A 17,600-nucleotide genomic window follows, 5' to 3' on the forward strand; every position below is an offset into this window, starting at 1 on the left:
TGTGGACACCAGATCGAGGTCATGGTCGAAAGCCGCGCGCTCGGGCATGAACACCTTGTCGAGATCGGCCCGGTAGTAGGCATCATGCAGCCCGTATTCGACAGCTACGCCGACACCTTCGAGGAAGGCCAGCGCATCGGCGATGGAGGTGCTGACGGGCGTGACCTCGGGCACGGCACTGTCCTCCACGCCATCGACCTGATCGCGGTTGAAGACGACGAAACTGCGCGCAAAGAACCGTGCCCGGCTTTCGCCATCCGAGCTAATTTCGGCAGTGGCATCTGCCCGCTCAACCTTTTTCCAGAGGATGACGTGGGTGCCGATCTCGCCCTTGCGAACCTGTGCCCCGTTGCTCCGCCATTGCTGGTAAGTCGCCCAGGTGCCGGAGGCATAACCATAGGCGTCGGCAGTAGCCCACAGCACAAGGCGGTTGATGCCGGAATAGCGCCGACCGGCAACGCTGGTCGGGCGCATGACCGGCGCGCCGGAATGGTGCCAGGGCATCCGCCAGGAGCCCGCTCCGGCCTCGATGGCCGCGACGAGCTGGTCGGTGACGGTGGCGTAAATGTCGTGACGTGGCTTTGTGGGATGGGGTTTCATGGGAATTGCTCCTCTGATCCGAGCCGCTGCTCGCACGAGGTCCTCCCCCTTAAGCTTTTGCGAGAGGGGCGCGGCCGTTCGACATGACTGCGGGAACCAGGCAGAACCGGTTCCCGCAGCATCAGGACGGGATGTCAGGCAGCTTCGGACAGCGGCGCCCCGCCGTCATTCTGGTTGGCGGCTTCCAGGTCGTCGTCTGCGGGAGCGGCATCCGGTCCGGACGACAAGTGATCATCGAGGTCAGCATCGACGCACGGCCGCGCATCGAAGAAACCCATCACGTCAGGCACCCAGGCCATCGCCCGAGCCTTGATTTCGGGTTCGGTGATCGTGTCGCCGGCGCAGAGCCGCGCTGCGGCAGAGGCCAGCTCGGTCTTCTTCGCCGAAGCATAGCGCAGGGCGAGTTCGGGATCGAACTGACCGAGGATGGCAAGGATCTGGGATTTCTTGATACGGTCGAAGAAGTTTTCCGCACCCGGTCGCCAGTGCTGAGCCACGTCGATGCCGATATGGGCGCCAAGGCGGGTCTGGAAGGACGAGCCATGTGTTCCGCTGGCAAGGCTAGCCTTAAGGCTCTGGCTCACGGCGTAGGCCATCCACCCGGCCTTCACGTCCTCGGCCAGCGCGCGGAAGGCGAGGAAGGAAGCGAAGCTATCCTCCTCACCGGCCCAATCATTGGGCAGCGATGCCCGCAGGCCTTCCAGGTCAGTCAGCGCCGCGGTGGTGGGCACCCCGCTGAGACCCGAAGGCTCGTTACGGTCAGCGATGCGGATGGTGCAGCCGGTGTCGCTGTAGCCAAAGTGACCGGCATGATCGCGCGCCAGCGCAAAGATTGTCAGATCGAGTGCCAGCGCCGGGTCATGGGCGATGTGCAGCGCCATGACATCGCGGCGATCCTTCGCCAGTTGCTCTTCAAGCGACCGCGGCAGGCTGGCCGCCGGTGCAGCTTCGTCACCACCAGCTTCAGCGCCGCCGGGAACCTCGGCAGTGCTGGCGCCCCGGCGGGAGGGCTTTGCGGTGCTGTAGTAGGTTTCGAGGAGGCGCGGCTGCCCATCCTTGCCCAGCACGAGGAAAGTCCCAACAGTGGGCTTGTCCTCTTCAGGGATCAGCAGGTCGGTATCGGCAAGCCGGTCATGCTCGGCATCGAGCGCCTGATATTCGGCCTCAAGCGCCTCGACGTCGTCGCCATCCTCCGGACCGTCGATGATTTCGGCAATTTCGGCCATGCGGTCCGAAATCTCGTCCATCCGGGCCACCGCTTCAGCACTGGGTTCGGCGCGCCGGGGCCAATAAGCGTGAAGCTCCTTGGTGTCGTCGTAAGTGACATGGGTGGCGAGAGTCGGCTTGACCCAGGCCAGCTTGCTGCCGAGTTCGGCAACTTCCGCTTCAAACGCCAGCTTCTTGGTCGCCAGATCCATGGCAAGATCGCCATCGAGCCACTGGCCTTCCCCTTCGGCGGCGAACAGGTCGCGTTCGATCCGGCCGCCGCAGGCTGTATATTCCGCCTCGCCGACGAAACGGGCGATAGGATGGTCAGCCGACAACGCCTCTTCGGCGATCGCGCGGCGGATCGCCTGCGGATTGTCGCCCTGCCAACTCGTCGACAGGCGCTCCCATGCGGCTAGCTGGCGTTCGCGGTCACCGGTCGAGCCATAGGCTTGTGCCACGTCGAGCGTGATCTCGCCCTCGGCCAGCGCGAGAAAGATCGGCTCGGCAAGATCAGCGAGGCGCAGGCGGCCCTGTACATGGCGTACGGTGACGCCAAACCTGCGAGCTACGGCCTCCGCGTCAGTGCCGCCTGCGATGATGTCCTTATAGGCCCGCGCCTCGTCCGCAGGAGTCATCGCTTCGCGGATAAGGTTTTCAGCCAGGCTGATCTCGCGGGCTACGGCATCCTCATTCTCGCACAGGCGCACGTCGATGGCGTAATCCTTGGGCAAGACCCCGCGCTCGATCAGCAGGCCGATGGCGCGCCAGCGCCGCCCGCCTGCGTGGACATCAAACAGGGTCTTTTTGCCTGCGGACGGGCTGACAATCAGCGGCTGTAACAGCCCATGTTCGGCGATGCTGGCAGCAAGCGCCTCAAGGCCGGCGTTGCCATTGGCTTTTCGGACATTGCTTTCGGACAGGCGCAGCTTGGCATGCGCAATCGTGGTGGTCTGCATGAAGGGTCTCCGGACCAGTTCCGAGGCCCAGATCATCGAAGACGCTTTTCGCCTCCAGGGGGCCTCGCCCCCAGCCTTCCTTCTCCTCTTTGGTCCTGTGCGATCTTGTCGGACTCACCACGCCGGCAAGCCATCGCGATCGAAGAGCAAAGCGCACCAAGCTTGATGACCATTGCTCCGGGCAATCGTCGTGGGCAACTGGCAATGAATTACTCGCTGCGGATGATTTGTCCTGCCCGGCCGCGATCATAGGCTGCCAACCATTTCTCGCGAACAAGATTGTAGAGTGATTCTGGTAGCAAGCCATAGGCGACAGCCCCCGAATCCCCGCCGGGAACTGGACGAAGATCGGGCCCGGGCCAACTGAAGCGATTGGCCTCATCGATGACGATCCATGATCGCTCGCTATCAAGGCCGAGGCGCGCTTTTGTCGCGGCGGGGATTTCCACAGCGAGGTCCGGATTGATCGGCGCCGTATGAGTTACCGGCAAGACCGTGACGATATCGCGCCCACTCTGGCTGCGCAGCGACAGCAGGACAGCGCAAGGGCGATCCTTGCTACCCTCGTCGGCGCCGGCCCTGGCCTCGTGGCTCCAGAGAAACGAATAGCGGATGACAAGGCCGGGAACCGGCGTCGGAAACGCCATGAATTCAATTCATTTCGTTATTGAACGCCTGAGCCTCGCTGGGCGCTTGCGATGCTGCGATCGCTGCCCGGTCTTCATCAGTGAAGTCGCCAAACGTCAGAACTTCGCGATCGCGGCGCTTGAGCCGCTCATACTCCGCATGCGACAACAGCACGAGGCTGGCGGCACCGTGATGCGTAATCGTCACAGGCTCCTGAAGGGCTTGCCGGCTGAAACGCCCGAAAGACTTGGAAACCTCGGCTGAACTTGCGACATAGGTCATGACATTGCTCCTTTCCGTAATTTACGTGAAATCCGGAAAATTTCAAGCTTTGATTCCAAGGCAGGGCGGCCAAGGCTGGCGGACATTGGTACGCCGCTGCCAAGCGCCTTGACCCATCTATGCCGCCAGCTTGGCGACGATCTCATTCGCGTGATTGACCGGCATGAACAAGCGCGTCTGGTACTGAATGATCTCGGTGAAACAGCCTTTGGCCTTCCACGATGGCAGTGCGCGGGGATCGAAACCGATGACCTCGAGGCGCTGCTCGCCATTCACGCGCGAACGCTTGAGGCTGGTGCCGGATAGAGCGTCAATGGGGACAACCTTGCCGCCAAGCGCGGCCTCGACCACTTGTTCGGGCGACAGGGCGATCCGGTCACCGATCCCTAGCTTGTCGAGCAGCATGTTGACGGCCTCAGCAGGCACGATGCGACCGAGTACAGACCGGCCGTCCTGGGTGACAAGCCGGCGGACCTGCGCCTCGTCGCCGAGCAAATTCCAAATCGGCAGCAGCCGCCCCGTCGCGAGGTAGAAGCGCTCGGTGTAAGGCCGAGTTGCCAGATCATCAGCCTCGGTCTGCCAGACTTGATCGAAGGCCTCGCGATCGCAATCATCCCAGTGGCTCTCAGCGAGTTCGTCAGCGGTAATCCAGCTTCGGCCACCGGGCCGGTGCAGCGTGAAGCTGGCAACCGGTGTGCCATCGTCCATCAGGCGCGTGCGGTCCGGCATCAGCAATGCCACGCGCGACGATCGGCCATTGCGCAGCAGCCGCGTTTTGGGACCGATGCGCTGGATAATCTCGCCCAGCGGCATGAACTTGGGCGCCCATTGCGCTTCGAGGGTGAGAAGTTGGGTCGAAGCGCCATTGGCATCCTCGCGAAGGATCCGCTCCTCGATGATGGTCAGCTTGTCGGCCATCAGCGTCTCAACCCCAGCATCGAATGTGCCGGCCTTGCGCGCCGCATCGATCCGCGCCTCGACCAGTCCGAGGAATTCATCGAAGACGGCATTCTGCAGGGCGATGGGCAGCGCGAGGATACGGTTGAGCCAGCGCTGGATCGGCGGGAGATTGTCGGTGAGGCAGCCCTCCTGCTCAAGCTGCAGGCCGGTGCGCTCGCAGAAATCGGCAAATCCGATGCTGGTGAGCTTGCCCTGATGCAACAGGTGATACCAGCGGTTCAGCGCCTCGCGGGCGTAATCGCTCTCGAGGTTGTCGGCAGGATCGAACAGGTTCTGCCCACCCGTCTGCCGCTGGCCGCGTGTGAGCGCGCCAAGCGCATCGAGGCGGCGGGCGATGGTCGAGATGAAACGGCGCTCACCGCGGCAATCGGTGGTGACGGGGCGAAACACCGGCGCCGAGGCCTGATGGGTGCGGTTGGTACGTCCAAGCCCCTGGATGGCGCGTTCAGCGCGCCAGCCCGGCTCCAGCAGGAAATGCATCCGGCGCTGCTGGTTCTTGGCGTCCAGACTGGCGTGATAAGAGCGGCCCGTGCCGCCGGCATCTGAGAAGACGAGGATGCGTTTGGCGCCAGCCATGAAGGCATTGGCATCGGCCAGAGATTGATTGGCGGTGCGCGATTCAAGGCGCTGGCTGCCATCCGGCAAGGTCACCAGGCGGCGCGTCCGGCCGGTGATTTCGGCAACGCCGTCCGTACCGAAACGCGCGATGATCGCATCGAGCGCCGGCACGATCGGCGGCAGCGCGCCCAGCAATTCCAACGTCTCGGCCTTGATCCGGAGGGCCTCCTGCGAATGTACTGGGTTGCCAGCCTCGTCAACCATAGGGCGCGAGCGTTCATTGCCGTCCTCGTCCCAGTAGCTCTCCATGGCGCGTGTCGGGAAGGCATTGTCGAGATAGTCCGCAACAATCTCGCGAGGCGAAAGATCGAGCTGGATCTCGGCGCGGTCCTCGGCCGAGAGATCGGCAAGGCGTCGGTCGAGCAAGGCTTCGGCAGTCGAAACTAGCTGAATGACGACGCTATGATCTGTTGCAAGCGCGTCTTCGATGGCGGGGAGCAGCGATGGCAGTTTCATCGACAACAGAAGCTGGCCGAAGAAGCGTTGCTTCGAGCTCTCGAAGCGCGAGCGCGCTGCGGACAGGGCCTGCCCATTGAGTGTTTTGCCCTCCAAAGGGTCAACGACGCCCGATGCACCTAGCGCGGCCTCAAGGTTGCGGTGGATGATCGCCCAGGCATCGGCATAGGCGTCGAAGTCGGCGATCTGGCGCGGGGTGAGCGCATGTTCGAGGATGTCGTATTCGACACCGGCATAGGAAAGCGCGCGGGCCGTGTAGACGCCCATCGCCTTCAGTTCGCGGGCTACAAGCTCCATGGCTGCAATTCCGCCCTCACGAATACGGGCAATAAACGAGGTTCGATCGGGAAAGGCCGTCCCTTCACCCCACAGTCCGAGACGCACGGCATAGGCCAGATTGTTCACGTCCGAAGCCCCAGTGGCCGAAGCATAGATCACCCGGGCGCGCGGCAAGCGGTTCTGCAATTCAACACCGGCGATGCCCTGCTGCGAGCCCTTGGTCGCACCGAACCGGCCTTCACCGCCGGCGACGCCGCCCATGGCATGGGCTTCGTCGAAGAGGATCGAGCCGTCGAAGTCCGGGGTCAGCCATTCGAGCAATTGCTGGAGGCGGGTCTTCTCGCCGGTGCCGCTGCGCAGCGTGGCGTACGAGGCGAACAAGATGCCATCGGTCTGCAGGATCTTGGCCTCGGGCTTGATCTTCGAAAGGGGCTGGATGTCGAGCGTGATGCCGCCCAGCGCCTGCCAATCGCGGCGCGCGTCCTCGATCAGTGCATTGCTCTCGCTGATCCAGAGATGGCGACGGCTACCGCGCAGCCATTGGTCCATCAGGATCGAGGCGAGCTGGCGACCTTTGCCAGCGCCCGTTCCATCGCCGAGAAAGAAGCCGCGCCGGTAGATAGCACCCTCGGCATCGGGCACCAGTTCGAGGCCGCGTTCTGGGACGCAATAGCGGCCCGGAAGATCGGATGAGGTCGCATCGAGCGCGTGGACCAGCGTTTCGAGCTGGGCACGGCTCAGCACGCGGTCGCGGATCACCTTGGCGGGAAGCTGGGGGACATAGTTCGGTACCGGAAGTGCGACCGATGCCATGGCCGCTGATTCCACCAGTTGAGAGGGATGGTCTGCGGCATCGTCAAAGACCAGGCGTTGCGGCCGATAAGCGACATAGACGCCGATAGCCTGCGCAGCATCGGCGATGGAGTCGCTCACGGTATAATCCAAAGGTATGGCCCCGTTTGCGTTGCCGCGGGGCGTTGCAAGGCTAGGTTTCGGGGCGGCTAAGCGAAATTCGCCCAGCAGGGGTGGCATGGCTTTGGAACGTGGAACTGGGGGCGCTGTCACAAGCTGCAATTCGGCCGCAGTGTGCCTGCGCGTGGGAACCTTGGACAGGAAGGGGATAAGGTCTGCAAAGTTCGGTCGATTGATGACGGCGCTATTGATCGAGCCTGCGTGCTTATCGACCACCAGCAGGCGAACCGGGATCGAGGTACCCTGTTTGGAAAACGCCCGCACAAGCCGGGCATGGAAGGCCACACTCGCGCCTTGAAGCGCACGCTTGAAAAACTCTGCGCGGCGACCATGAGGCTGGAAGCTGTCGGGCATAACTGCGACGAGGCGTCCATCGGGCTTAAGCACATTCAATGCTGCCGCCAAGTGGCGTGCGGCCGTGGTGGGATCTTCGAGGCCAGCAACGTTGCGGGCGAATGGCGGGTTCATCAGCACCACACTCGGCCGCTTGGTCAGATGGGCACCGATGCGGGCTGCGTCAAAACCGCTCACCTGCGCGGTGGGGAACAGTTGACGTAAAATCTCCTGACGGATCGGATCGATCTCGTTGAGATGGAGGCTGGCTGCATGTCTGGCCCAGATAGCCAGCATTCCGGTGCCCGCGCTGGGTTCGAGCACAGCATCGTCGCACTTGATGTCGGCAAGGTGGGCGGCCAGCCATGCGAGCCCCAGCGGCGTCGAGAAGTGCTGATGCTCGACCTGCTCTTCACTGCGAACGGTTTGAGTTGGCAGGTGGGCTTCCAGATCGTGCAGAAAGGCAAAGGCCTGCTCAATCGCAGGAGGAATGCTCTGTTCGGCAAGCCAGCGAAGCACTGCCATTTCCAGCATCTGGAAACTGTCACGTTGGGTCCATGCCCCGGAAGCCGAGGTAGAGCCTGTTGCCGTCTCCATGGTGGAGTTGAGCACCCGTCGCGAGATCTTTTCGCGCGCAGTTAAATGCGGCGTTAAACAGAGGGCGGCTTCGACAAGCTGGCCCACATACGCTGCGGGCCCGAGGTGGCCGTGATACATGAAAAATCCTTTCGGGTTCAAGGAACTCGAAAGCCTTTCCTCCCACTCTCACTTTGGCGACGTCAGTGATGCAACGCGCTCGGATCTGACTCTCCCAAGGCAAGATCGGCCCGTTGTCAGCGGTCTTTTGTTCACCTCACCGGCTCGAGAACTACCAGTCGAAAAACGCCGCACTCGACTTCGGCCAGCGCGTGCTGGGGAAACGCAGCGTGCAATCCTGCGGGTGCCGGAACAACCGCAGGCCACCCTCGCGGGCCAACTTGCTCTGCCTGTCCCATGCGGCATGGAAAACAGCTCTGGTCTGGCGCAGCCCACGCAACCGCGCCGGCCACGCAGGGGTCGCCCAGCACGCGGCCATAATCGCGGCGGAATTCGGCCAGAACCTGCTGGCTGCGCGTTTCCCAATCCGGGCGCAGGGAGCGGGCCTGCGCGCTGTTGAAGTTGTACCGCAGCAGATTTGGCTGATCCTCGCCATCGAACAACCAGACAAATAGCCGCCGCGCAGCCTGCGCCGTGTGCTGCGCTCGCTTTTGCTGCCGTTGATCGGCGGCTCCGATTTAGGTGCTGCATGAGCTTGTTCGTCGGCAAATGCCTTGCTTTGCAGCGCAATTATCTTCGTGTTGTTTGCCCCCACTGCGAATTGGCTTGTCGCCCGGCATCGCAAGCAGGCCGTTCGCTGCGCCTGTAGGCGCGGCTGCGATACAAAAGTCTGTGCATCCATGTCGAAAATGTCGAAAGCAGCTTACGTCTGCGTTCTGTCGCAGGTGATCAATCAGAAATATTCCGTCGGCAACAGTGATTCCTCGGTTCATGCATTTCGGGCGGCCAGAAAACATGACATCAGTGAATGAGCAATTATTCGGCGAAACATCAGACGGATAAGGTGAATTTTGCTTCGCCAAGTCTGTCGAATTAGGCAGGACAATTCATGCAGTGCCCGGAGGTTGGCGCAAGCCAGGGCCAGACTCTGCAGATGTGCTCGCCGCCGGTCACGGCCGCGCCGCGCGGGTCATGGAGCCCATCTGACCTGACCGATTTCCGGCCGACGATAGCCGAGCGCGATGAGCACGGCACCGCCTGCGATCATCGGCACACAGAGCCATTGGCCCATATGGAGACCGGTCACCTGCGCGAATGCGATTAGCTGCTGATCGGGTTCGCGAATGAATTCGACGAGGAACCGCAAGACGCCGTAGCCAAGCACGAAACTGCCGGTCAGCACACCCGGACGCCTTCTGGCGCTGCCCAAGTGATAGAGCGCAAACAGAAGCAAAAACAGCAGTGGCCCTTCCAAAACGGCTTCATAGAGCTGGCTTGGGTGCCGCGGCAGCGGGCCTGCATTCGGAAAGATGATGCCCCAAGGAAGAGTGGTGGGACGCCCCCACAACTCGCCGTTTATGAAATTGGCAATTCGCCCGAGCATAAGGCCGAACGGAGTGCACATCGCGACATAGTCGAGAACGCGAAGCCAGTTCAGGTTGCGACGCCGGCAGAAAAGGAACGTTGCAAAGGCAACGCCAAGTACGCCGCCATGAAATGACATACCGCCCAGCCACAAGGCAAAGATGCGGAGCGGCTGCGCGACGTAAGCCGCAGGCTCGTAGAACAGCACATACACAATGCGCCCACCTGCTATGATGCCGATCGTCGACCACGCGATAAGATCGTCCGCGTCGCTTCGAGTCAGTGGAGCATCAGCGTCCCGGGTCAGATGGACCAGATAGAGCCAGCCAAGCGCGACGCCGGCAAGGTAGGCCAGACTATACCAGCGCAGCGCGAAAGGCCCCAGATGCAGCAGGACCGGATCGAGGCCGAGAGAGGAAAACGCTATGCCGTGTTGTGCGTCTTGCGCGAGACCCATAACGACGCCTTGGGTTATGGACGGGATCGGTGGCCAGACCCTGTTGCCAATTAACTCCCAACCTAGCCTGAACCAGCGGCGCAGCCAGTGATGCCACGATCCATGATGCAGATTTCATCTACATCCGGTTTTCGCCTTTCGAATGCGATCCCGCTCTTGCGGCGCATGTTTCGGGTCAGCGAGGTCAGCTTCATCCTGCTGGCGACCTGCGTTGGCGTTGCGGCCGGTCTGGTCGCCTCGCTGCTTGGCAAATTCGCCCGAGCCTTGCAGGTCGTGATCTATGGGCTCGACAGCCATGCACGGCTCAGCAGTGTCACCGAAATTGCCCCAGTGAGGCTGCTAGCCTTGCCGCTTGGCGGGCTGATGCTGGGGCTTAGCGCGCTTTATATTCATCGGCGGCGGGCCGCGATCGACGTGGTTGAAGCCAATGCCCTTCACGGTGGCCGCATTCCGATGCTGGACACCTTGCTGATATCAGCACAGACGCTGCTGTCCAACGGCTGCGGTGCTTCGGTGGGGCTGGAGGCCGCCTATGCCCAGTCTGGCGGCGGCATCGCCTCGTGGTTCGGGCAGGCCTTGCGGATACGCCGCGCTGACTTGCGTGTGCTCGTAGGGGCTGGCGCCGGCGCAGCCATCGCGGCGGCCTTCGGTGCTCCGCTGGCCGGGGCCTTCTACGCGTTCGAGATCGTGATTGGCGCGTACACCCCGGCTAGCATCGCCCCGGTTGCAGCCGCGACGATTTCTGCGGTCATTACCGCCCGCACGCTGGGGGCGACACCCTATCTCATTGCGGTAAGCAGCAGTCGTTCGATCATAACAGCTGACTACCTGCTCTATGCCGGTTTCGGGCTGGTCGCCGCAATTGTCGGCATTTTGATCATGCGTTTGGTCTCGGTCGTGGAAGCCTGGGTCCGGTATTCCGGGCTTCCCGAGTGGTCGAGGCCAGCACTTGGCGGGATGCTGCTTATACCGATTGCCTGGGTAACCCCGCATGCCCTTTCAGCCGGGCATGGCGCCATTCACCTGACAATCGATGCGGGACTGGCGCTGCGCGCGCTCGTCCTGATATTTACGATGAAGGCCTTGGCTTCGGTCATATCCCTTGGCTTTGGCTTTCGCGGTGGCCTGTTCTTTGCTTCGCTGTTCCTCGGGGCGCTGCTGGGGCAGATTCTGGCGACCCTGTGGATGATGATCCCTGGTGTCATACCGATCACCTACACCGACGCAGCACTGGTCGGCATGGCTGCCCTTGCCGTTGCAGTTGTCGGCGGCCCCATGACCATGTCATTGCTGGTACTCGAGGCCACACACGATTTCGAGATCACCGCAACGGTTCTGACTGCCGCGCTCTGTTCGAGCGCCCTTGTGCGGGACCGCTTTGGCTATTCATTCTCGACATGGCGCTTGCACTTGCGCGGCGAAGTGATCCGCAGTGCCCGTGATATCGGGTGGATGCGGTCTTGGACGGCCCAGAGGATGATGCGCGCTGCACCGCCATCTGCGGCAGCAAACCTCCCCGTCGAGGACTTCCGACGCCAGTTTCCGCTCGGTTCCACAAGTCGAGTGCTCCTGATCGACGAGGCCGGGCACTATGCCGGCATGGTTCCGACCGCTGCGGCTTTCGCTCCAACATTGGCAAATGAGAGTCCCGTTGCCGACCTGGCGATCCTTAAATCCGCATTCCTTGGTCCCGAAGACGGCATCGGCGAAATCATGCGACGCTTTGAGGAAAGCGAAGCGGACGATCTGGCCGTGGTATCGCCCTCCGGCGCGGTGCTCGGGATCTTGACCGAGAAGTATGTGCAGCGTCGCTATGCCGATGAAGCGGACCGCGCGCTCCGCCAACTTTATGGCGAAGGCTAGAAAGTACCGTCCACCCCCTACATGGTCGACCAACTTTTCCAGAGCATATAGAGCGCGACACAAAAGATCAGCACGGCGAAAACCGTGTTCAACAACCCCTTGTGCGCGGACAGACGGCGGGAGGCGGCAACGCCTACGAGACCGCCGAGAACACCGCCACCAATGAAGACCGCGGCCAGTCCCCAATCGATCAGACCGGAGAAGGCGTAGTTGAGCGCCGTCGTCAGTCCGAATGCGGCGACTGCGACGAGAGAGGACCCAACCGCGTTGATCATCGGCATGCCGGTTGATGCCATTAGGCCTGGCACAATCAAGAAACCGCCCCCGATCCCGAAAAATCCTGAAAACAGGCCGGTGGCGCTGCCATAGGCGATCACTTTGGGGGCATTTTCCCGCTTGCATTCGACGTTGGGGTTCCCCGCCTGTCCGCGATTGCGAAGCATCAGCGCGCCCACCACCAGCATCAGCAAGGCGAACAGAAACAGCAGCCGCTGGCCATCGAATGCCTTGCCCATGCTCGATCCGAGAAAGGCACCGGCCACCCCGGCAAGTGCATACATACCTGCACAGCGCCATTTGACCGTACCCTGCCGCGCATGTGGCACAAGGTTTGCCGCTGCATTCGCGGAGACCGCCAGTGCGCTGGTGCCAATCGCGACATGCGGAGAAGCGACGCCCACGAGGTAGACCATCAGCGGAACCGCGAGGATCGAGCCGCCCCCGCCGACCAGCCCGAGCGTGAAGCCCACAAGCGAGCCCGACGCGCCGCCGAGCAGATACTGAATGGGCTCAAGCACCATGGTTTTTCCGGGCCGCGCTACAGGCTGTTCAGCGGGAGTTTGAGATAGCGCGTGCCGTTGTCCTCGGGTTCGGGTAGGTGGCCGCCGCGCATATTAATCTGGATCGAGGGCAGGATCAGGCGCGGCATCCCTAGCGTTGCGTCACGCGCTTCGCGCATCGCCGCGAAGGCATCCTCGGTGATCCCCGGATGGATGTGAACGTTGTCCCGGCGCTCCTGACCGATAGTCGTTTCCCAGACGAACCGATCCCGGCCCGGAGCCTTGTAGTCATGGCACAGGAACACCCGGGTCTGGTCAGGCAGTGCCAGCAGCCGGTAGATCGAGCGGTAAAGGGTCCGCGCATCGCCACCGGGAAAATCGACGCGTGCCGTGCCGTAGTCAGGCATGAACAGCGTATCGCCGATGAAGGCCGTGTCTCCGATGACATAGGCCATGTCTGCGGGCGTGTGCCCAGGGACATGGAGCGCGATGGCATCGAGCGAGCCGAGCCGAAAGCGTTCGCCGTCCTCCAGCAAATGGTCAAACTGCGAGCCGTCCCGGGCAAAGGCCGGCCCTTCATTGAAGATTTTGCCGAACACCGACTGGACCGTCAGGATATCGCGCCCGATCGCCAGCGTGCCGCCAAGGTGCTCTTGCAGATAGGGAGCCGCCGAAAGGTGATCGGCATGCACATGGGTCTCGAGGTGCATTTCGACCGTCAGCCCTGCCGCCTCGACATAGGCGATCACCTGATCCGCGCAGTCGGTCGACGTGCGCCCCGATGCCGGATCGAAGTCCAGCACGCTGTCGATGATTGCGGCCTTGCCAGTTGCGGGATCACTGGCAATGTGGGTGGCGGTGAACGTCGCCTCGTCGAACACAGTATGCACTCGCACGCCGCTGGGCGCGGCTGCTTCCACAATGCCGCATGCAGCTTTGAGCGCCCGGTCGGTCATGCTGCTGCCCGCACCAACCATGCCTTGGCCGGCACTGCCATGCCCTCCGGCGTTTCGAACTGCTGGAAGAACGCGGTGACCTTGGCGCGGATCGTTTCTTCAAGACCGGGCTCAGCACCCTCCAGCACATTGGCGAACGAAAAAGCGCGGAGCGAGAATTCGGCAGCCTTGGCAGCGTCGCTGCCCGAGCCGCCAACCGGGATTGCGCCATGCCACGCGGCAATGTCTATTTGCGAAAAACCGGCCTTGTGCAGCAGGCTTCCAGTAGCATCCGGATCGGCCAGCCTGAACGGTCCCGGGGCCATCGGATCGGCCGTCGGCAGTTCAATGTGCTCAGCGACAATCGCGCGTGCGCCGCTCATCCAGACATTGTCTTGCGGCGAAGCCCAGACCATGAAATCTGCTCGCCCTCCCTCGACCAGCAGCGTCCGCAAATGCGTGAAGGCAGCCTCGGGATCGGCGAAGAACATCACGCCAAGCCGCGAGATCAGCCTGTCGAACGGCGCGCCTTCGGGCACGAAGGATGCTGCATCGCCCGTGCTGAAGCGCACATTGCCAATCCCTGCTGCCTCGGCGCGGCGGGTCGCTTCGTCCATCAGCATTGGGGCGATGTCGATCCCGTGCACGCTGCCGCTGGGGGCGACCAGATGAGCAGCCAGACGCGAGGTCCGGCCCCCGCCGCACCCGATGTCAGCAATGTGCTGCCCGTTTTGCAGCGCGGCGCGGTCCAGCAGTGCGATGCCGAGCGGCTCCAGCATCTGTTCATAGGAATCGAGCTCGGCAAGCCAGAGCGCGCCGCGCGCGTCGGCCCAATCTTCACCGCTCGTGCCTTGGGAATTGGACATATTGTTCTCCAAAATTGATCGCTCAGGCCTTGGGCTCAGGAGCCGGTATCTTGGCCGCGAACTGGTCGTAAGCTTCGATGGCCTGCGCGGCGTACATCAAGCTTGGTCCTGCGCCCATGTACAGCGCCATGCCCATAACCTCCATGATCTCCTCGCGGGTTGCACCCTGTCTGACGGCGGCCTCGCTGTGAAAGGCGACGCAGCCGTCGCAGCGGATCGCCACGGAAATGGCTAGCGCGATCAGCTCCTTGGTCTTGACGTCGATCACACCGGGCGCTGTCGCAGCGCGCGCCATGGCCGAAAACGCTTTGGTGACTTCGGGGCTGCCAAGGCGCATTTCCTTGATTGCGCCGGTGAGCTGCTCGGCCATTTCCGGCCAGTCCTTGTGCATCGCGGTCATCCTCTATGCGTCAGAATTTGCGGCCGAGCAGGCTGAGCAGCCGGTAGGCAGCCACGATCCGGTCGGTGCCCGCCCTCGCGGCACCGGCCTCGGCGGACGTCGCCTCGCGCTCCGCATCGAGCAGATCGAGCTGCGGCTTCATGCCGACGCGGACTTCCTGCCTGACGCTGTCGAGCGCTTTGGCAGCAGCAGCGGTCTGTTCGCCCGCTGCCTGTTCCACGAGCTGGGCTGTCCGCACATCCTGGAACGCGGCAATGACCTGTTCCTCAATCTGCAGCCGCGCCGCGCGTAGCCGCGCATCGGCGGCCAGAACAGTACTGTCCGCTTCGGCAACTTTGCCCGAGACCCGGCCACCGCTGAAAATCTGCCAGCGGGCGCGTATACCAACAGTGGCGCTGTCGCCGCGATAGCCTGGGAAGAACTGGTCGCGCACGGTCGATGCCTCGGCGAAAGCACCTACCGTAGGCATCCGTTCCGCGCGCGCGCCACGCGCCGCCGCCTGCGCACCGCGGAGGCCAGCCTCGGCCTGGGCGAGCATCGGATTGGCCTGTATCGCTGCGTCCATCGCCTCGTCGAGCGAAGCCGGGAGCGGGGGATTGGCAGGAAGCGGCTTGAGATCGGCGGGTTCGAGCCCGGTCAGATTGCGGAACCGCGCCTGCGCCGAAACCTGCATGCCTTGCGCGCGGGCCAGCCCAGCACGCGCTTCGGCGAGCCGCGCATCAGCCTGCGCAACATCGGTACTGGGGCTCTCGCCCGCACGGAACTTGAGCTGCGCCTGGCGCCCGATCTCGGTGGTCTGCGATACGAGCCGGCCATAGAGATCGACGAAATGCGCGGCGGTCAGCACATCGCCGTAGGCTTGCGTCACTGCCAGAACCAGCTGGCTGCGGGTGCCGGTCTTCCCCGCCTCCGCCGCCGCCATGCCGGCGCGCGCGCGGTCGATCCCCGCACCGACCCGCCCGCCGGTAAACAGCGGCTGCTCGATCGCCATCTGCGCCGCGCGAGGGGTCACATCGGCTCTACCAAGTCCGAAGAATCCGCCCGGATCGAGGCGGCCATAGCCGATCGTGCCGCTCAGCGTTGCGGTGGGCATATGCTCGGCCGTGGCCTGATCTACCCGTGCCGAAGCCGCATCGGCATCAGCGTCGGCTGCCGAGACTTCCGGCGCATGCGCCAGCGCGGCCGCCAACGCGTCCTCGAGCGTGGTTCCATGTGCCGTGCCGCCGAGCACCAGCGGCGCGGCGAGCCACAGCGCGAGCTGGAAAGTGCGGCGCAGGATAGTCATTTGAACGCTGTGCCCGGACGCACGCCCATGGCCTTAAATGCGATCGCGGCAGGACAGAATCCAGTGAACCCGGCCTGGATCATGTTGAGCCCGGCAAAGGCCGACAGGCCGATCCACCAGGGATGGACGGCAAGCGACAGGGCAATTCCGAGCAGCACGACAAAGCCAGCAAAAATCATCACAGCACGATCAAGAGTCATGGTTCGGTCCTTTCAGGATCGCAGTTCACCGCGGCACGATGCGGGTCAGCTCCGCAGCTTCTCGATGCCCATCACCTGCATCGCGAGCTTCTCGTAGAAGGGCTCGCTCTCTCCCTTGCGCACCTTGCGCAGGAAGTATTTTTCGAAGCCGATCTTGGCGAGGTGGACCCACTTGCCGCTGGCAGCCCAATTGACATTGCGCGGGGGGATCTGGGGCTGGGCAACAAAGGCAATGCCGCCATCGCCAAAGTCGGCAAGGCAGACCGCATTCCAGGTCGCCTCGGCGGTCGGTTCCTTGCCGTCGAGGATTGAACTGAGATTGGCAGCAGTGGCGGTCACCATGCTCTCGATCATGAAGCCGGTCTTGGGCACGCCCACCGGCACGTTGGTCGGCCCGGTCGGCGGGATGGCCACGCACACGCCCAGCGAGAAGATTTCCGGGAAGACCGGATTGCGCTGGTGCTTGTCGATCAGGATGAAGCCGCGCGGATTGGTGAGGCCGGGGATATCGCGCACGGCAGCCACGCCGCGGAACGCAGGCAGCATCATCGAATAGCCGAACGGCAGATCATGCGTCTTGGCGACTGCGCCGCCGTCCGCGATCTCCTCGACATGCATCATGCCTGCCTCGACTTTGGAAACGCGGGCGTTCGTGATCCACTTGATGTGCCGATCGCGCAGTTTGCTCTCGAGCAGTCCCTTGGTATCGCCCACGCCGTCGAGGCCGAGATGGCCGACGTAGGGCTCGGCCGTCACGAAGGTCATCGGCACCTTGTCGCGGATCTTGCGGCGGCGCAGCTCGGTATCGAGGATCAGCGCAAACTCGTAGGCCGGGCCGTAGCATGAGGCCCCCTGCACCGCGCCGACCACGATCGGACCCGGATTTTCCACGAAGCGGTCAAAGGCATCTGCGGCCATCGACGCATGGTCCGTCTGGCAGACCGAAACCGTGTGGCCCTCATGCGGGCCGAAGCCATCAATTTCATCAAACGCCAGTTCCGGCCCCGTACAAATTACGAGATAATCGTAATTCAGAGAAGTACCATCGTTCAACTCGAGTCGCTTTTCGGTCGCATGAAGCCGCTTGGCGCCGACCGCGGTGAACCCGATCTTCTTCTTGGCGAAAATCGGCGGAAGATGGATCTGGATCGCCTCAGGCTTGCGCCAGCGCACGGCCACCCACGGATTTGAGGGGATAAAGGAATAGGTTTCCGTGTTGGAAACCATCATGACTTCGGCACGCCCCTTCACGGCGTCCTGGATCTCATAGGCAGCGATGGTGCCTCCCAGTCCGGCCCCGAGCACCACGATTTTCGGCTTTTGCATCACGCCTGTTCCTCTCACCTCGATATCTTGCTTGACTGAATATGATGATTACACGATATATGCAATATACAAATTG

Annotated in this window: 16 protein-coding genes; 1 reads left to right on the plus strand and 15 read right to left on the minus strand. The window is 62.7% G+C overall.

What is annotated here, in order from left to right; all coding sequences use genetic code 11:
* The 8 genes from AQZ52_RS00005 to AQZ52_RS18945 form a co-directional block, all read right to left on the minus strand.
* The coding region (locus AQZ52_RS00005) for an ArdC-like ssDNA-binding domain-containing protein (protein ID WP_082697462.1) at positions 1-600 on the minus strand (600 nt) is incomplete at its 3' end.
* Positions 601-734: 134 nt separating this feature from the next.
* Entirely contained in the window at positions 735-2,765 is a 2,031-nt protein-coding gene (locus tag AQZ52_RS00010) for a ParB/RepB/Spo0J family partition protein (RefSeq protein WP_067909064.1), read from the minus strand.
* Between the two features lie 209 nt (positions 2,766-2,974).
* Positions 2,975-3,412 carry a hypothetical protein gene (locus tag AQZ52_RS00015; RefSeq protein WP_067905934.1) on the minus strand — a complete coding sequence of 146 codons (438 nt, stop codon included), beginning with the start codon at positions 3,410-3,412 and terminating at the stop codon, positions 2,975-2,977.
* Between the two features lie 4 nt (positions 3,413-3,416).
* Positions 3,417-3,674, minus strand: coding sequence for a type II toxin-antitoxin system Phd/YefM family antitoxin (locus tag AQZ52_RS00020; protein WP_067905935.1), 258 nt, complete (start codon positions 3,672-3,674; stop codon positions 3,417-3,419).
* A 117-nt stretch (positions 3,675-3,791) separates the two neighbouring features.
* Positions 3,792-7,817: a strawberry notch family protein gene (locus AQZ52_RS00025; protein ID WP_240481384.1), complete on the minus strand. Its 4,026-nt coding sequence runs from the start codon at positions 7,815-7,817 to the stop codon at positions 3,792-3,794.
* A 323-nt stretch (positions 7,818-8,140) separates the two neighbouring features.
* Entirely contained in the window at positions 8,141-8,491 is a 351-nt protein-coding gene (locus tag AQZ52_RS19265) for an MmyB family transcriptional regulator (protein WP_169793697.1), read from the minus strand.
* 527 nt (positions 8,492-9,018) lie between these two features.
* On the minus strand, positions 9,019-9,870 hold the full coding sequence (lgt, locus tag AQZ52_RS00035) for a prolipoprotein diacylglyceryl transferase (RefSeq protein ID WP_067905937.1): 852 nt from the start codon (positions 9,868-9,870) through the stop codon (positions 9,019-9,021).
* A 114-nt stretch (positions 9,871-9,984) separates the two neighbouring features.
* Positions 9,985-10,167 (minus strand): hypothetical protein, encoded by a 183-nt coding sequence (locus AQZ52_RS18945; protein ID WP_240481385.1) that lies wholly within the window; start codon positions 10,165-10,167, stop codon positions 9,985-9,987.
* Positions 10,168-10,215: 48 nt separating this feature from the next.
* Between AQZ52_RS18945 and AQZ52_RS00040 the strand changes: the two genes are divergently transcribed.
* Positions 10,216-11,733 (plus strand): chloride channel protein, encoded by a 1,518-nt coding sequence (locus AQZ52_RS00040; RefSeq protein WP_240481386.1) that lies wholly within the window; start codon positions 10,216-10,218, stop codon positions 11,731-11,733.
* Between the two features lie 17 nt (positions 11,734-11,750).
* Here the strand turns inward: AQZ52_RS00040 and AQZ52_RS00045 are convergent, their stop codons facing one another.
* From AQZ52_RS00045 to AQZ52_RS00075, 7 genes are read right to left on the minus strand one after another with little or no spacing between them, the layout of a single operon-like run.
* On the minus strand, positions 11,751-12,533 hold the full coding sequence (locus AQZ52_RS00045) for a sulfite exporter TauE/SafE family protein (protein ID WP_067905939.1): 783 nt from the start codon (positions 12,531-12,533) through the stop codon (positions 11,751-11,753).
* Positions 12,534-12,550: 17 nt separating this feature from the next.
* The gene (locus tag AQZ52_RS00050; protein WP_067909071.1) at positions 12,551-13,468 is read right to left on the minus strand and encodes an MBL fold metallo-hydrolase; all 918 of its coding nucleotides are present in this window, start codon (positions 13,466-13,468) and stop codon (positions 12,551-12,553) included.
* Positions 13,465-14,313 (minus strand): class I SAM-dependent methyltransferase, encoded by an 849-nt coding sequence (locus tag AQZ52_RS00055; protein ID WP_067905940.1) that lies wholly within the window; start codon positions 14,311-14,313, stop codon positions 13,465-13,467. The genes AQZ52_RS00050 and AQZ52_RS00055 overlap by 4 nt, the downstream gene beginning before the upstream one ends.
* Positions 14,314-14,335: 22 nt before the next feature.
* Complete coding sequence (locus AQZ52_RS00060) at positions 14,336-14,683, minus strand: carboxymuconolactone decarboxylase family protein (protein ID WP_240481387.1); 348 nt, start codon at positions 14,681-14,683, stop codon at positions 14,336-14,338.
* A 40-nt stretch (positions 14,684-14,723) separates the two neighbouring features.
* Positions 14,724-15,998 (minus strand): TolC family outer membrane protein, encoded by a 1,275-nt coding sequence (locus AQZ52_RS00065; protein WP_156424723.1) that lies wholly within the window; start codon positions 15,996-15,998, stop codon positions 14,724-14,726.
* Complete coding sequence (locus AQZ52_RS00070; protein WP_067905941.1) at positions 15,995-16,198, minus strand: YgaP family membrane protein; 204 nt, start codon at positions 16,196-16,198, stop codon at positions 15,995-15,997. The genes AQZ52_RS00065 and AQZ52_RS00070 overlap by 4 nt, the downstream gene beginning before the upstream one ends.
* Before the next feature lie 45 nt (positions 16,199-16,243).
* The gene (locus tag AQZ52_RS00075; RefSeq protein WP_067905942.1) at positions 16,244-17,524 is read right to left on the minus strand and encodes an NAD(P)/FAD-dependent oxidoreductase; all 1,281 of its coding nucleotides are present in this window, start codon (positions 17,522-17,524) and stop codon (positions 16,244-16,246) included.
* Between the last annotated feature and the right edge of the window lie 76 nt (positions 17,525-17,600).

The organism is Novosphingobium fuchskuhlense (assembly GCF_001519075.1).
Classification (GTDB): Bacteria; Pseudomonadota; Alphaproteobacteria; order Sphingomonadales; family Sphingomonadaceae; genus Novosphingobium; species Novosphingobium fuchskuhlense.

What these genes read in the sequence shown, in the direction of transcription:
- AQZ52_RS00025 (WP_240481384.1), bottom strand. Translation starts at nt 7,817, where the DNA reads ATGGCAGTGCTTCGCTGGCTTGCCGAACAGAGCATTCCTCCTGCGATT.
- AQZ52_RS00015 (WP_067905934.1), bottom strand. Translation starts at nt 3,412, where the DNA reads ATGGCGTTTCCGACGCCGGTTCCCGGCCTTGTCATCCGCTATTCGTTT.
- AQZ52_RS00020 (WP_067905935.1), bottom strand. Translation starts at nt 3,674, where the DNA reads ATGACCTATGTCGCAAGTTCAGCCGAGGTTTCCAAGTCTTTCGGGCGT.
- AQZ52_RS00050 (WP_067909071.1), bottom strand. Translation starts at nt 13,468, where the DNA reads ATGACCGACCGGGCGCTCAAAGCTGCATGCGGCATTGTGGAAGCAGCC.
- AQZ52_RS18945 (WP_240481385.1), bottom strand. Translation starts at nt 10,167, where the DNA reads ATGGCTGTCGAGCCCATAGATCACGACCTGCAAGGCTCGGGCGAATTT.
- AQZ52_RS00045 (WP_067905939.1), bottom strand. Translation starts at nt 12,533, where the DNA reads ATGGTGCTTGAGCCCATTCAGTATCTGCTCGGCGGCGCGTCGGGCTCG.
- AQZ52_RS00060 (WP_240481387.1), bottom strand. Translation starts at nt 14,683, where the DNA reads ATGGCCGAGCAGCTCACCGGCGCAATCAAGGAAATGCGCCTTGGCAGC.
- lgt (WP_067905937.1), bottom strand. Translation starts at nt 9,870, where the DNA reads ATGGGTCTCGCGCAAGACGCACAACACGGCATAGCGTTTTCCTCTCTC.
- AQZ52_RS00065 (WP_156424723.1), bottom strand. Translation starts at nt 15,998, where the DNA reads ATGACTATCCTGCGCCGCACTTTCCAGCTCGCGCTGTGGCTCGCCGCG.
- AQZ52_RS00070 (WP_067905941.1), bottom strand. Translation starts at nt 16,198, where the DNA reads ATGACTCTTGATCGTGCTGTGATGATTTTTGCTGGCTTTGTCGTGCTG.
- AQZ52_RS00055 (WP_067905940.1), bottom strand. Translation starts at nt 14,313, where the DNA reads ATGTCCAATTCCCAAGGCACGAGCGGTGAAGATTGGGCCGACGCGCGC.
- AQZ52_RS00010 (WP_067909064.1), bottom strand. Translation starts at nt 2,765, where the DNA reads ATGCAGACCACCACGATTGCGCATGCCAAGCTGCGCCTGTCCGAAAGC.
- AQZ52_RS00075 (WP_067905942.1), bottom strand. Translation starts at nt 17,524, where the DNA reads ATGCAAAAGCCGAAAATCGTGGTGCTCGGGGCCGGACTGGGAGGCACC.